The organism is Pseudoxanthomonas sp. F37 (assembly GCF_022965755.1).
Lineage (GTDB): Bacteria > Pseudomonadota > Gammaproteobacteria > Xanthomonadales > Xanthomonadaceae > Pseudoxanthomonas_A.
On record NZ_CP095187.1, the window covers coordinates 1962349 to 1976458 of the forward strand.

Below are 14110 nucleotides of genomic sequence, written 5' to 3' on the forward strand. Positions count from 1 at the left end.
CGGCCGCCCTCGGGCGGCCGCATGCGTTTCAGCCGCCGGTGATCGCCGCATGCCGCAGGCGCAGCGCGTTGCCGACCACCGAGGCGGAGCTCAGGCTCATGGCCAGCGCCGCCAGCATGGGCGACAGCAGCGGGCCGCCGAACAGGCCCAGCAGGCCCGCCGCCACCGGCACGCCCAGCGCGTTGTAGACGAAGGCGAACACCAGGTTCTGCCGCATGTTGCGCACGGTGGCCTCGGACAGCGCCTTGGCCCGCGCGATGCCGCGCAGGTCGCCCTTCACCAGCGTCACCTGCGCGCTGGACATGGCCACGTCGGTGCCGGTGCCCATGGCGATGCCGACATCGGCCGCGGCCAGGGCCGGGGCATCGTTGATGCCGTCGCCGGCCATGGCCACCCGATGCCCGGCCTGCTTCAGGCGCGCCACCAGGGCCGCCTTGTCGGCCGGGCGCACGTCGCCGTGGACCTCGTCGATGCCAAGGCGCGCGGCGACCGCATGCGCGGTCCGCTGGCTGTCGCCGGTGGCCATCACGATGCGCAGCCCGCCCGCCCGCAGCGCGCGCAGCGCCTCCGGCGTGCTGGCCTTCACCGGATCGGCCACGGTGATGCTGCCGGCGGGCGCGCCATCGACCGCAAGGAACATCACGCTGCCGCCTTCCTCGCGGGCGCGGCCGGCATGCGCCTCCAGCGCCTGCACCGGGACCCGTTCCTCCTGCATCAGCACGGCATTGCCGAACGCCAGCCGGTGGCCGTCGACACGGCCGCGCACGCCGATCCCGCTGCCGGATTCGAAATCCTGCGCGGGCGAGAGCGTCAGCCCGCGACGGCGCGCTTCCTGCACGACGGCCTGCGCGAGTGGATGTTCGCTGCCCGCATCCAGGCTGGCGGCCAGGCGCAGCACCGCGTCCTCATCGAACGGCGCCAGGGCCTGCACCCCGCTGAAGACCGGCCGGCCTTCGGTCAGGGTGCCGGTCTTGTCGACGATCAGCGTGTCCACCTTGCGCAGGGTCTCGATCGCCTCCGCGTCGCGGAACAGCACGCCGGCCTGCGCGGCGCGACCACTGGCCACCATCACCGACATCGGCGTGGCCAGCCCCAGTGCGCAGGGGCAGGCGATGATCAGCACGGACACGGCATTGAGCACGGCATGGGTCCATGAGGGTTCCGGCCCGAACAGGCCCCAGCCCAGCAGGGTCGCCAGTGCCGCGCCCAGCACGGCCAGCACGAACCAGAACGACACCCGGTCCGCCAGCCGCTGCATGGGCGCGCGCGTGCGCTGCGCCTGTGCCACCAGCTGCACGATCTGCGCCAGCACGCTGTCGCTGCCCAGCTTCTCGGCCCGGATCACCAGGCTGCCCGCTCCGTTGAGCGTGGCCCCGATGACAGGGTCGCCGGGCGCGCGCGGGACCGGCATGGGTTCGCCGGTCAGCATGGACTCGTCCACGTGGCTGCGGCCTTCCACCACCACGCCATCGACCGGCACCTTCTCGCCGGGCCGCACGCGCAACCGGTCGCCCACATGCACGTGCGACAGTTCCACATCCTCTTCCTCGCCATCCTCGCGCAGGCGCCGCGCCGTCTTCGGTGCCAGGCCCAGCAGGGCGCGGATGGCGGCGGAGGTCTGCGAGCGCGCCTTGAGTTCCAGCAACTGCCCCAGCAGGGTCAGCGAGACGATCACCGCGGCCGCTTCGAAGTACACCCCGACATGGCCGTGTTCGCGGAACGAGGGGGGAACAGCTGCGGCGCCAGTACGGCCACCACGCTGTAACCGTAGGCCGCGCCCACGCCAGTGCCGATCAGCGTCCACATGTTGGGGCTGCGGTGGCGGATGGACTGCGCCCAGCGCTGGAAGAACGGCCAGGCGGCCCACAATACGACCGGCGTGCTGAAGGCGAACTCCAGCCAGGTGCGCACGGCAGGCGGAACGACATCCAGGTACATGCCGCCCATGGCCAGCAGCAGCGTGACCGCGCTGAAGGGCAGCGTCCACCAGAAGCGCCGACGGAAGTCGGTCAGCTCCGGATTCTCTTCTTCCTCCAGCGAAGGCAGCATCGGCTCCAGCGCCATGCCGCACAGCGGACACGTGCCCGGGCCGTCCTGAACGATCTCCGGGTGCATCGGGCAGGTGTACTGCGTGCCGGGCGGCGCCGGCGGAGCGGCGGCCTGCGGGGAAGGCTGCAGGTAGCGCGCCGGGTCGGCGACGAACTTGGTGCGGCAGCCGGCCGAACAGAAGTGATAGGTCTGGCCCGCATGTCCGGCGTGATGCGGGGTGGTGGCGGGATCGACCCGCATGCCGCAGACCGGATCGAGGACGCGGCCGTCCTCGGCCTTGGGCGCGTCGCGGTGCCCGCCGCAGCACGCGTGCGTCGCGGCGGGCGGCGCAGGCCGGTCGGCGGGGGAGTGGGGGGTGTGGTTCATGCCTCGCCTCCCAGTGCGCCGACGATGGGGCACTGGTCCAGCGCGCCGTGGCCGGGACAGGCCTCGACCAGCGTGCGCAGGCCGTCGCGCATGCGGGTCAGTTCGGCCAGGCGCCGCTCCACGTCGGCCAGCTTGTCGGCCGCGGCGGCGCGGATGGCGGCCATGTCGCCATCGCGTGCGCTGCTCAGCGCCAGCAGGTCGCGGATCTCGTCCAGGGTGAAACCCAGCACCTTGGCGCGCCGGATGAAGTTCAGCCGCAGCACGTCATCGGCCTGGTAATGCCGGTAGCCGCTGGCGCTGCGGGTGGGCGGGGGCAGCAGACGCTGCTTTTCGTAATAGCGCACGGTGTCGATGGGGACACCGGTGCGGCGGGACAATTGTCCGATGTTCATGCGGGGACTCCTCGAAGTACCTGCAGTCTGCACCCTGGAGTACGCTCCAGAGTCAAGGGGTCGGGCGGCATCCGTGCCGCCCTTTCCGGATCACGGCGAATGCTCCGCGTAGGGCGTGGTGCTGCCATCGCGGTTCAATGCAAGCACGGTGTAGGCAGGCGCATCGACGCCTTCCACCTCCATCCCGGGGGAACCCATCGGCATGCCGGGAAGGACCAGGCCGCGGATGGGCGGCTTCTCGCGCAGCAGGCGGCGGATGTCGTCGGCCGGCACATGGCCTTCGATCACGTAGCCGTCCACTTCGGCGGTGTGGCAGGACGCATGCTGGGGTGCGATGCCCAGCCGGTCCTTGACCGGGCTCATGGCGTCCTCCACGCGGTCTTCCACATCGAAACCTGCGGCGCGCAGGTGTTCGACCCACAGGTGGCAGCAGCCGCAGTAGGCATCGCGATGGACGGTGATCCGCGCCGCGGCGGTGTCGGCCTGCGCGTCTGGCGCAGGCCCGGCCATCGCTGCCTGTGCGCTTTCCACGGGCGCCGGCACCGCCTGCGAGCAGGCGGCCAGGGCGATGACGAGCAACGGCAGGAGCAGGCGGGGCAGGGGAATGACGGTTTCCATGGCGTCCTCCTTCAGAACCAGATGCGGACGCCCGCGACGACGCGGGTGTCGCGCGCGGGTTCGCCCTCGGCGCGGCGCAGGTCGGCGGTATCGCCGAGTGCGCGCTCATGCACCACGCCCAGGTACGGGGCGAAACGGCGCGTCACCTCGTAGCGCAGGCGCAGGCCGGTCTCGATGCCGGTGAATCCGCGGGCGGTGCCGTACTCCGGGTCGTCTTTCGCGGCCAGGTCCACTTCGACCAGCGGCTGCAGGATCAGGCGGTTGGTGATGCGCAGCGTGTACTCGGCCTCGACGTTGGCGGCGACCTGTCCCCCTTCGCCGATGTAGGCGGTCGCCGACACCTCGAAGCGGTAGGGCGCCATGCCCTGCACGCCGAACGCGGCCCAGTCGCGTGCGTGGCCAGGCTTGAAGTCGTGCTTCACGCCGGCCACCACGTCCCACCAGGGCGACACGCTGCGGCCGTACAGCACTTCCAGGTCGGCGCTTTCGGTATGGCCGCCGACGCGCTCGCCCTCGCTGCGCAGCCACAGGCGGTCGTTGTCCGTGCCGAACCACGCCACGCCTTCCCAGGCCTGGCCGGTCCCTTCGTCGGCGTCCCAGGCTTCGAGCCGGTTGAAGGTCACCTTGCTGTTGAACGCGGGGGCGTGCTGCATCGCATGGTGGTCGATGACGGGGAAGGCCGCCGCCAGGTCGTCCGCCGTGACGGCCGGGACGGGTTCGCGCGGCGCAGTGGGTGTTGCCGTGGGCGCCGCCTTGGACATGGCGGCGTGGTCGTGATGCGCAGGGTCTTCCTGCTTCGGCGCGTCCTGCGCCTGCGTCGCATGCGCCGAATGGTCGTGATGCTGGGCGTTGGCGGACGCAGCGGCAGCGAGCATGGCGGCGAGGACCGCGGCGAGGCGGAGCGGGGCGGGAGAGAAGAGGTTCATGCCTCGATCCTCACTTCCCGCATCATGCCGGCTTCCATGTGGTACAGCAGGTGGCAGTGGAAGGCCCAGCGCCCCAGCGCGTCGGCGCGCACGCGGTAGCTGCGGCGCGTGCCCGGCGGCATGTCGATGGTGTGCTTGCGCAGATGGAAGCCGCCGTCCGCGTCCTCCAGGTCGCTCCACACGCCATGCAGGTGGATGGGGTGCTGCATCATGGTGTCGTTGACCAGCACGATGCGCATGCGCTCGCCGTACTTCAGCTTCAGCGGTTCCGCGCTGGCGAACGGGATGCCGTCGAAGGACCAGGCGAACTTCTCCATGTGACCGGTCAGGTGCAGTTCCACGCTGCGCCCCGGTTCGCGTCCGTCCGGATCGTCGAACAGGCTGCGCATGGCGCCGTAGGTCAGCACCTGGCGACCGTTGTCGCGCAGGCCGATGCCGGGGTCGTCGAGTTTGGGTTCGCTGGCCGACGACTGCATGTCCACCAGCGGGTTGCCGGTCTCGCTGGCGGGATGGTCCGGTGCGCCGGATGTCGCGCCGTGCGCGCTGTGGTCCATGGCGCCCATGTTCGCGCCGCAGCCTCCTTCGCCCATCATGGCGCCGCAGCCGCCTTCCATGCCCTTGTGCGCGCCATGGCCGCCCATGTCGTGGCCCATGTCGGCCATGGTCAGCAGCGGGCGCGGATCGCGCGGCGGGACCGGCGCCTGCAGTCCGTCGCGCACGGCCAGGGTGCCGCAGGCATAGCCGGTGCGGCCCATGTCCTGCGCGAAGATCGTGAAGGCTTCCTGGCCCGCGGGTTCGACGATCACGTCGAAGGTTTCGGCCACCGCGATGCGGAACTCGTCCACGCTGACCGGGTGGATGTACTGGCCGTCGGCGGCCACGACGGTCATCTTCAGTCCCGGGATGCGCACGTCGAAGTAGGTCATCGCGCTGCCGTTGATGAAGCGCAGCAACACCTTCTCGCCGGGCTTGAACAACCCCGTCCAGTTGCCGTCCGGCGAGGCGCCGTTCACCAGGTAGGTGTAGGTGTGGGCATTGATGTCGGAGATGTCGGTGGGCGTCATCCGCATGCGCCCCCACATGCCGCGGTCCTCGAGGGTCTCCTTCAGCCCGTCGCGGCGCGCGTCGCGCACGAAATCCACCAGCGTGCGCTGGTAGTAGTTGTCGTGCTCCGGCATTTTCTTCATGCGCCGGTACAGTGCCGCCGGATCCAGGTCGGTCCAGTCCGACAGCAGCACCACGTGCTCGCGGTCATGGTGGTACGGCGGCGGGTCGCGCGGGTCCACGATCAGGGCGCCGTACAGGCCGGCCTGTTCCTGGAACAGCGAATGGCTGTGGTACCAGTAGGTGCCCGACTGCTTCAGCTGGAACCGGTACTGGAAGGTTTCGCCCGGGCCGATGCCGTTGAAGCTCAGGCCTGGCACGCCATCCATGTTCGACGGCAGCAGGATGCCGTGCCAATGGATGGAGGTCATGTCGCGCAGGCGGTTGCTGACGCGCACGGTGACCGTGTCGCCTTCGCGCCAGCGCAGGGTGGGCGCGGGCAGGCTGTCGTTGACGGTGATCGCGGGCCGGCGGCGGCCGGTGATGTCGACCGGCATCGCACCGATGCTGAGGGCGAACGTGGTGCCGGCCATCTGCGCGGCGCCGCCGCGGCGCGCAGGCGTGCCGGCGGTGGCGGGCAGGCGCGCCAGCCCCAGGCCGAGCGCGGCGCCGCCGCTGGCCAGTCCGGTGACGAACCGGCGGCGTGTGGGACGGAACGCGCCCAGGCGTCCCGCGGTGGGTTCATCGTGTTTCATGCAAACGCATCCTGTCGGTCAGGACGCACGGCCGCCCGCGCGGCGGGCGCCGTCCGTCGAGTGATGGAACCGGCGCGCGGATGCGCATCCGGTCTGCGGCCTCAGGCCGCCAGGATGGGAGGTCGGTGCCGGTGCGAAAGACGCGCCGAGGCGTGGGCCGCGGCGAGGTAGGCCGGTGCCTCCGCCTGCAGATACCCGGTCACGGGCAACGACGCCGGCCACGCCAGCGCGGGTGCGTGCTGGGTGCAGAATCCGTCGCAGCTGCCGGCCTTGCAGCAATCGGGCAGGCCCGCATCGCCGTCGGGGTGGCCGGCGGGCGGGGGGCCTGCTTCGTCCATCTGCATGGCCATGTCCGTGCCCTCGTGGCACGGCGGCGCGTCGTCGTTCGCCGGTTCCATCGCCGCCATGCCGCCCATCGCCATGCGCGTGGCGGCATGCGCATACGCCGTGCCGTTGAGCAGCAGCACCAGGCAGAGCAGGGCACGGAGCAGGGGGACGAACCGGGACATGCCCGGCATGATACGCCATGGCACGCGAGCCTGCGTTTACGCAGGGTGAGTCGCGCCGCGCCCCGCACCGGGCGGTGCCCGGAGCAGGCGACGACACGTTATCCTTGGCGCGTACTTCAGGCATTGGGCGGCGTGGTATTCGCATGGCAGGCACGGCAATGAGGGGCAGGGTGCCGACAGGCGATCGCACGGATTCCTCCCAGGATGCCCCGGTGTCCACCCGCATCATCGTGGCCGATGTCGGCGGTACCTATGCGCGGCTGGGCTGGATCGACGCCGACGGCGGCAACGCGATCCACGACTACCGCCGCTACGCCTGCGCCGAGCACCCGGACCTGGCCTCGATCCTGCGGGATTACGCCGCCGGTGCGCCCTGCCTGGGCGCGGTGGTGGCCATCGCCGGCGTGCTGGAAGGCGACCGGCTGATCAATTCCAACCTGCCGTGGCCGGTGTCGGTGGAACAGACGCGCGCGGGCGCGGGGCTGGCGTGGGTGCAGCTGATCAACGATTTCGAAGCCGTGGCCAATGCCGTGCCCACGCTGTCGCCCGATACGCTGTCGCCGCTGACGCCGACCGTCGTATCGGGCGCCTCATCGCCGGCGCTGGTGATCGGTCCGGGCACCGGGCTGGGCGCCGCGGTGTGGATCGAGGGCCAGCCGCCGCGGGTATTGCCGACGGAAGTCGGGCAGGCGTCGCTGGCGGCCGGCAATGCGCTGGAACTGGACATCGTGCGACTGCTGTTGAGGAATCGCCCGTACCTGCACAACGAACACGTCCTGTCCGGGCCGGGCCTGATGAACCTGTACCGCTGTCTTTGCGAACTGCGCGGCGCCACGCCCGTGCATGCCGATGCCGGTGCGCTGGTGGCCGCGGCGGCATCGGACGCGCTGGCCCGGGAAACACTGGAAACCTTCTGCGGCTGGCTGGGCAGCGTGGTCGGCGATCTGGCCATCATCTTCGGCGCGCGCGTGGTCTACCTGGCCGGCGGCGTGACCGCGCATATCCCACAGTTCCTGCACGATGGGCACTTCCTGCAGCGCTATCTCAACAAGGGCGTGATGACCGAGCAGTTGGAGCGCGTGCCGGTGTGGCGGGTGGAACACGGACAACTGGGGCTGCTGGGGGCGGTGGCCTGGTACCGGCAGAACCGCACGGGCTAGGCTGTCCGCCGCGTGCGCGCGAGGGGCGTGCCGGGAGGTGGACGCCGCCGGCCCCTCATTCCATGGTGCCCCGCACTGCTAGCGCGTGCCATCCTGCGGCTCGGGTGACGCCGGCTCGGGCGCTTCGCCGGCATCTTCCTGGATGCACCGGGCGAGTTGTCCGCCGGTCAGGCCTTCGCAGCGCGGCGGCACGACGGCGGGCGTGGTCGGCTCCAACGTGGACTCCGGTGGATGCTGCGGCGACAGGGTCCCGCTCGCGTTGCCGACGGCGTCACCGGGAGGATGGATCACTTCCTGGCTCTCACGGGAGACTTCAGGGTCGTCGCGCCGGTCGCAGCCTGCCAGCAGGCCGAGCAGCACGAGCAACGTGACGGGCGCTTTCATTCCGTACCTCCTGGGGCCGCCTCGGCGAGGCGGGATGACAGGGGCGCATCCGCGCCTCAGATCCGGGCGGGTCTGCCATGTCGTGTCCTCGCTGGAAGGCGCCCCTCAATGCGGACGTGTCCTGTCCAGCCGGAATGCCGCGGCCACCGCAGGTCGGGCGCGGTCCCAGCCCAGGCGCGAGGTTCCCCTGAACCGGTCCCAGTCGCGCGCCAGTTCGTCCGCGAGTCCGTCGTCCCACGCGCGGTCGGCATACAGTCCGCGCGCATACGTGCCGTACCGGTAGGCCGGACGGTAGTCGTCGTAGCTGTCGTCGCCGGACCGGAACGGCGCGTTCTCGAACTCGCGCGCGTAGTGCTCGTCGTTCCAGGCGTAGGCATCGTAGGTGCGGCTGGCGCGTTCCCATGCATCCTGCGAGGCCGGCCGCGCCTCGTCCCACGACAGACGCGAATCGCCGCGCTCCTCATTCCACCGCTCCGCCAGCAGCGGTTCGGTGTCCTCCCAGCGCCTGCCGGGCTCACGCTCGCGGCCCAGGACGCCCATCCGATAGGCACTGGCATAGTCCCTGTCGAAATCGCGGGTGCTGTCGTAGTACGGTCGGGTCGGCGCCGTGGTGCGCCAGTATTCGGTTTCTGCCGTGGGGCCCAGGCGCTCGGCGATTCCCTTGCCCGCTGCCGCGCCGGCGATGGCGCCGGCCGCGGCGCCCACCAGCGTACCGATCGGTCCGAACAGGGTGCCGGCCAACGCGCCCGCGGCGACGCCGCCGACCGTGCCTCCCACGCCCACGCCTACCGGATGCGATCCGGGCGTGCCGCTGATGGGGTCGCGATTCATATCCCGGTCGGAAGTGTCTCGTGTCATGGCCGTGCTCCTCTGAAGAGTGGGTGCAGGGTTCCAGAGCGGCGGTGATGACAATGTCGCCGGATGCCGCGCGCAGCGGATTGACATGCTGATCATGTCGCCGGGCCTACCGTCGGATCTTTCCCCGGGAGGACACGACATGCCGGCATCACGCGACCAGGCAGAACGCAGCGCGGCGATCGCCGCTGCGCGCAACACCGACAGCGCACCGGCGGGCGATCCTCCCGTCATCGCGGACGATGCCGGCGCGCGCAGGGCGGCGGAACTGCAACAGCTTGCCGCGGCCCGCGCGCGCAACGAAGACAAGGCTGCGGAATACGACAGCGCCGGCAGCCCCGTCGAAGGCACGCACGTGGCCCCGCCGTCGGCCACGACATGCGCCAGCACCCTGTCGGAGGATGTCGCCAACGCCAAGGCCGGCGCGCCTGCGCACGAGGGGACCGACGCCACCACGGTGCCGCTGGAGCACGCGCGCGTGGATTCCAGCGGACGCCGCCTGACCACCAACCAGGGCGTGCCGGTGGCCAGCAACCAGGACTCGCTGAAGGCGGGACTGCGCGGGCCGGCCCTGCTCAAGGATTTCATCCTCCGCGAGAAGATCACCCACTTCGACCACGAGCGCATTCCGGAACGGGTGGTGCATGCGCGCGGCTCCGGCGCGCACGGCTATTTCGAAGCCTACGAAGATCTCTCCAGGCTCACCCGTGCGGCGCCGTTCCAGGCAGCGGGCAAGCGCACCCCGGTCTTCGTCCGCTTCTCGACGGTGGCCGGCGAGCGCGGCAGCAAGGACACCGCCCGCGACGTGCGCGGCTTCGCGGTCAAGTTCTATACCGAAGAGGGCAACTGGGACCTGGTGGGGAACAACATGCCGGTGTTCTTCATCCAGGACGCGATGAAGTTCCCGGACCTGGTGCATGCGGTGAAGCCCGAGCCGCATCATGCGATGCCGCAGGCGGCATCGGCGCACGACACGTTCTGGGACTTCGTGTCGCTGATGCCCGAGTCGGCGCACATGCTGGTGTGGCTGATGTCCGACCGCGCCATTCCGCGCAGCTACCGGATGATGCAGGGCTTCGGCGTGCACACCTTCCGGCTGGTCAACGCGGCCGGCGAAAGCGCACTGGTGAAGTTCCACTGGACGCCGGTGGCCGGCGTGCATTCGCTCACCTGGGACGAGGCGTTGAAGATCAGCGGCGCCGATCCGGATTTCCATCGGCGCGACCTGTGGGAGGCGATCGAGGCGGGCGCCTGTCCGGCATGGGAACTGGGCCTGCAGGTGTTCTCCGATGCCGATGCCGAACGGTTCTCGTTCGATGTGCTGGATGCCACCAAGATCGTCCCGGAGGAGCTGGTTCCCATCGTCACCGTCGGTCGGCTGGTGCTGGACCGCAACCCGGACAACTTCTTCAGCGAGACCGAACAGGTCGCCTTCTGCACCGCGCACGTCATACCGGGCATCGATTTCACCAACGATCCCTTGCTGGCCGGACGCATCCATTCCTATGTCGACACCCAGCTCAGCCGGCTGGGCGGCCCCAATTTCCACGAAATCCCGATCAACGCGCCGCTGGCGCAGGTGCACAACAACCAGCGCGACGGCCTGCACCGCCGGGCCATCCCGCGTGGCCGCGTGGCGTACGAGCCGAACTCGCTGGGCGGCGGTTGTCCGTTCCAGGCCGGTGCCGCAGGTTTCGTCCCGGTGCCGGAACCGGTCGCCGGGGAAGAGCTGCGCGCCAAGCCGGAACGGTTCGCCGAGCACTACGCGCAGGCCAGCCTGTTCTACGAAAGCCAGACGCCGGTGGAGCAGCGCCACATCGCCGCGGCGTTCCGCTTCGAACTGAGCAAGGTCACCGTGCCCGCCGTCCGGCGGCGCGTGGTGGCGCTGCTGGCGAACGTATCGCCCACGCTCGCCCGCGCGGTGGCGGACGGGCTGGGCATGGACATGCCCGGGCCATTGCCGCGCCTGGAGGTCGGCGCGACCGCCGCGCCGGAAGTCACGGTATCGGCCACCCTGTCGCAGACCGCGTATCCAGGCACGATGCAGGACGCCCACCTCAAGGTCGCCGTACTGGTGGCGCCCGGCGTGGATGGCGAGCAGGTCGGTGCCATCCAGCACGCGTTGCTGGAAGCGGGCGTCACCGCGCGTCTGGTCGGCCCGCGGATCGGCGCAGTCGGGGGCGCGTCCGCCGTGACGCTGGACGCGGACGCCTCGCTGGAGAACCAGCCCGGTGCCCTGTTCGACGGTGTGGTGGTGCCCGCGGGAGTGTCGGCTTCCCTTGCGCCGGACGGGCGGGCCATCGAATTCCTGCGCGATCAGTACAGGCACTGCAAGCCCTTGCTGGTGATCGGCGACAGCGCTGCGTTGCTCGATGAGGCGGGCATCCCGCGGGCCGGGGAAGATCCGGGCCTGCTGGTGGCGGAGCGATCGAACGGACAGGCGGTGCGTGCATTCCTGGAAGCGCTTGCGCAGCGTCGGCATTTCGATCGCGAACGCGATCCGCCGCGGGTCTAGCGGTTGCCTGTGGCATGCGTGCGTCGACCGGCGCGCGGCGCGTGCGGGCCAACATCCTCGCAACGTCCGCTTCGCATGCTGTTGATGGGCCCGCGCGCAAGCTCCGGTACCGCGCTCACAACATGAGGAGACGAGATGAAAGTCGGCGAGATGATGAGTGGCAACGTGCGCCTGGTCGCGCCCGACGACACCCTGGCGCATGCCGCCAGGGTGATGGCGGAACAGGACGTGGGAAGCCTGCCGGTCGGCGAGGACGATCGGCTGGTGGGATTCCTGACCGACCGCGACATCGCGGTCCGCGCGGTGGCGCAGGGATTGGGTGCCGAGGCCCGGGTCCGGCAGGTGATGTCCGGCGAAGTCAAATACTGCTATGACGACGATGACGTGGAGGAGGTCGCCCTCAACATGGCCGACCTGGAGCTGCGTCGCATGCCCGTGGTCAACCGCGACAAGCGCCTGGTGGGCATCGTGTCGTTGGGAAACTTCGCCCAATGCGGGGCGCCGCGCGCTTCGCAGGAACTGCTTGAGGGTGTTGCCGCGCGACACTAGTGCGGGCGCGTTGACACCGTGTTCGCATGGCCTGCGCTACAACTCCACCATGCCCGGCCTGCCTGAGCGTCGTGCCCTGTGGGCCGCGGCATCCTCTTTCCCTCCAGGTGTCCGCGGTTCCCATGGACTGGAAGGTTGAAACAGCCGCGCAGCTCGCCCCGCGCGGCTCGGACCGCCTGCTCTGGGGAGATCTGGCCAACGGCTACCGTCTGGCGGAAGACGCCTTCGCTCCGGTCGCCCGCTCATGGCGCGACGCGTGGCTCTCCCTGGCGGGGCAGGGATGGCTGCTGGCGGCGATGGCGCTTGTCTTGGCGTGCGGCCTGATCGCAGTACGCGCGTGGGCGCTGCCCGCGTGGGAGCGCCACCTCGAGAAAGAATGGCGCGGACATCCCCTGGCCTTGTCGCTGCCGGCCGCGGCGGGCGTGCTGGTGCTGGGAGGGTTGGCGTGGCTGGCGGCGTCGCTGTTCCTCCAGGCCCTCGTGTGGACGGCTCCGCTGCCGCTGCCGCTGCGCGGTACGGCCCGGGCCCTGGTGGCCGTCGTCACGCTGGTGGCCGTGGTCATCGCGACCGGTCGAGGGATCGCGCGCCTGACGGTGGGACTGCAGGGCGGGCGTGCGGGCATGGCGGCCGCGCCCCTCGTCCTTGCGCTATCGCTGCTGCTGGTGGCGCTGCTGGACCGCAACCTGGCCCTCATGGCAGCCCCTCCCGTGGCCGCCGTCGGCCTGGTCCACGCAGCCACCGCCTGTGCGATGGGCGTGGCGATCGCATTCGTACTGTCCCGCGCGCCCGGCATCGTGCGGCGCGCCGGGTTGCACACGCCGGTCCGGCGCCGCCTGGCGCACGCGGTGTCCGGCGGCGTGATGCTGGGCTGGCTGCTGCTGGTGGTGGTGGTCGCCAGCCTGTTGGCCGGCTACATGGCATGGGCCGCCTTCCTGACCAAGCAGATCGTGTGGACGCTGCTGGTGCTGGGGTGGACGTTCCTGACCTGGCGGACCGTCCACGATGGCGCCGACTTCCTCGCCGGCCGCCGCGAAGCGCTGCTGCGTGCATCGCGCAGGACCGGCGTGGGCACGCGGCGCCTGCAGCAGGCCATCGTGCTGGTGAGCGGTGCGGCGATGCTGGGCCTGGCCTGCGTGGCCCTGATGCTCATCAGCGCGCCTTACGGGCTGGGCCCGTCCGACCTGCTGGGCCGCATGTTCGACGCCGGCGGCAACCTGCGCATCGGCAACCTGAGCTTCAGCCCCCTGCAGGTACTGCGCGCCATGGTGGTACTGGCATTGGCGGTCGCGGCCTCGCGCATGCTGGCGCAGTGGCTTTGCCGCCGCCTGCTGCCGACGACACGCCTGGATGCGGGCGTGCGGGCGTCGCTGACCACCCTGGCGCGCTATGCGGGCGTCGTGGTGGGCATCGGCATGGCGCTGGCGGCACTGGGCGTGGAAGCCAATCGCATCACCTGGGTGGTGAGCGCGCTGACGGTCGGCATCGGCTTCGGGCTGCAGGCCATCGTGCAGAACTTCATCTCCGGGCTGATCCTGCTGGTGGAGCGTCCGGTGAAGGTGGGCGACTGGGTGGTGGTGGGCGACGCGGAAGGCGATGTCCGCCGCATCAACGTCCGCGCCACCGAGATTTCGCTGGCCGACCGCACCACCGTGCTGGTCCCGAACTCGGAGCTGATCACCAAGGTCGTCCGCAACCGCACGTTCACCGCCGGCGACGGCCTGGTGAAGGTGGTCCTGCCGGTGCCGGCGGTGGCGGACATCGCCCAGGTCGTCGGCCTGGTGCGGGCGGTCGTGCGCGAACAGGGCGAGATCAAGCCGTCTCCCGCGCCCCAGGTGCAGGTGGAGGAGGTGAGGGACAACAAGCTGTGGATCGGCGTGTCCGCCTATGTGGAGGGCCCTCGCCAGGTGACCCGCATCCGCGCGGCCCTGCTGCTGGCCCTGGTGCAGCGCCTGCAGGCCGCCGGCATCGCGCTGGTGTGAGCCGCGTCC

11 protein-coding genes and 1 pseudogene are annotated in these 14110 nt (G+C 70.6%); 4 read left to right on the forward strand and 8 right to left on the reverse strand.

Annotated elements, in window-relative coordinates:
• Positions 1 to 28 precede the first annotated feature (28 nt).
• From MUU77_RS09120 to MUU77_RS09145, 6 genes and pseudogenes are all read right to left on the reverse strand, one after another.
• Positions 29 to 2289: pseudogene (locus MUU77_RS09120) on the reverse strand (heavy metal translocating P-type ATPase).
• A gap of 122 nt (positions 2290 to 2411) precedes the next feature.
• Positions 2412 to 2807, reverse strand: coding sequence for a heavy metal-responsive transcriptional regulator (locus tag MUU77_RS09125; protein ID WP_245094019.1), 396 nt, complete (start codon positions 2805 to 2807; stop codon positions 2412 to 2414).
• A gap of 90 nt (positions 2808 to 2897) precedes the next feature.
• Positions 2898 to 3425, reverse strand: coding sequence for a DUF411 domain-containing protein (locus MUU77_RS09130; RefSeq protein ID WP_245094021.1), 528 nt, complete (start codon positions 3423 to 3425; stop codon positions 2898 to 2900).
• Positions 3426 to 3436: 11 nt separating this feature from the next.
• Positions 3437 to 4351, reverse strand: a complete 915-nt coding sequence (locus tag MUU77_RS09135; RefSeq protein WP_245094024.1) for a copper resistance protein B — start codon at positions 4349 to 4351, stop codon at positions 3437 to 3439.
• The gene (locus MUU77_RS09140) at positions 4348 to 6150 is read right to left on the reverse strand and encodes a copper resistance system multicopper oxidase (protein ID WP_245094027.1); all 1803 of its coding nucleotides are present in this window, start codon (positions 6148 to 6150) and stop codon (positions 4348 to 4350) included. Before MUU77_RS09140 ends, MUU77_RS09135 begins: the two co-directional genes overlap by 4 nt.
• Before the next feature lie 101 nt (positions 6151 to 6251).
• Positions 6252 to 6659 carry a CopL family metal-binding regulatory protein gene (locus MUU77_RS09145; RefSeq protein ID WP_245094029.1) on the reverse strand — a complete coding sequence of 136 codons (408 nt, stop codon included), beginning with the start codon at positions 6657 to 6659 and terminating at the stop codon, positions 6252 to 6254.
• Between the two features lie 158 nt (positions 6660 to 6817).
• Here MUU77_RS09145 and MUU77_RS09150 point away from each other — a divergent pair, with 158 nt between their 5' ends.
• Complete coding sequence (locus MUU77_RS09150; RefSeq protein ID WP_245094042.1) at positions 6818 to 7819, forward strand: glucokinase; 1002 nt, start codon at positions 6818 to 6820, stop codon at positions 7817 to 7819.
• A gap of 78 nt (positions 7820 to 7897) precedes the next feature.
• On the opposite strand, the gene MUU77_RS09155 is transcribed toward MUU77_RS09150, so the two are convergent.
• On the reverse strand, positions 7898 to 8203 hold the full coding sequence (locus MUU77_RS09155; protein WP_245094045.1) for a hypothetical protein: 306 nt from the start codon (positions 8201 to 8203) through the stop codon (positions 7898 to 7900).
• Positions 8204 to 8308: 105 nt separating this feature from the next.
• Positions 8309 to 9061: a hypothetical protein gene (locus MUU77_RS09160; protein WP_245094048.1), complete on the reverse strand. Its 753-nt coding sequence runs from the start codon at positions 9059 to 9061 to the stop codon at positions 8309 to 8311.
• A 139-nt stretch (positions 9062 to 9200) separates the two neighbouring features.
• Between MUU77_RS09160 and MUU77_RS09165 the strand changes: the two genes are divergently transcribed.
• From MUU77_RS09165 to MUU77_RS09175, 3 genes are all read left to right on the forward strand, one after another.
• On the forward strand, positions 9201 to 11573 hold the full coding sequence (locus MUU77_RS09165; RefSeq protein ID WP_245094051.1) for a catalase: 2373 nt from the start codon (positions 9201 to 9203) through the stop codon (positions 11571 to 11573).
• 135 nt (positions 11574 to 11708) lie between these two features.
• A complete protein-coding gene (locus tag MUU77_RS09170) occupies positions 11709 to 12122 on the forward strand; it encodes a CBS domain-containing protein (protein WP_245094054.1) in 414 nt (137 codons plus the stop codon).
• Positions 12123 to 12244: 122 nt separating this feature from the next.
• Complete coding sequence (locus tag MUU77_RS09175; protein WP_245094056.1) at positions 12245 to 14101, forward strand: mechanosensitive ion channel domain-containing protein; 1857 nt, start codon at positions 12245 to 12247, stop codon at positions 14099 to 14101.
• The last annotated feature ends 9 nt before the right edge of the window (positions 14102 to 14110 follow it).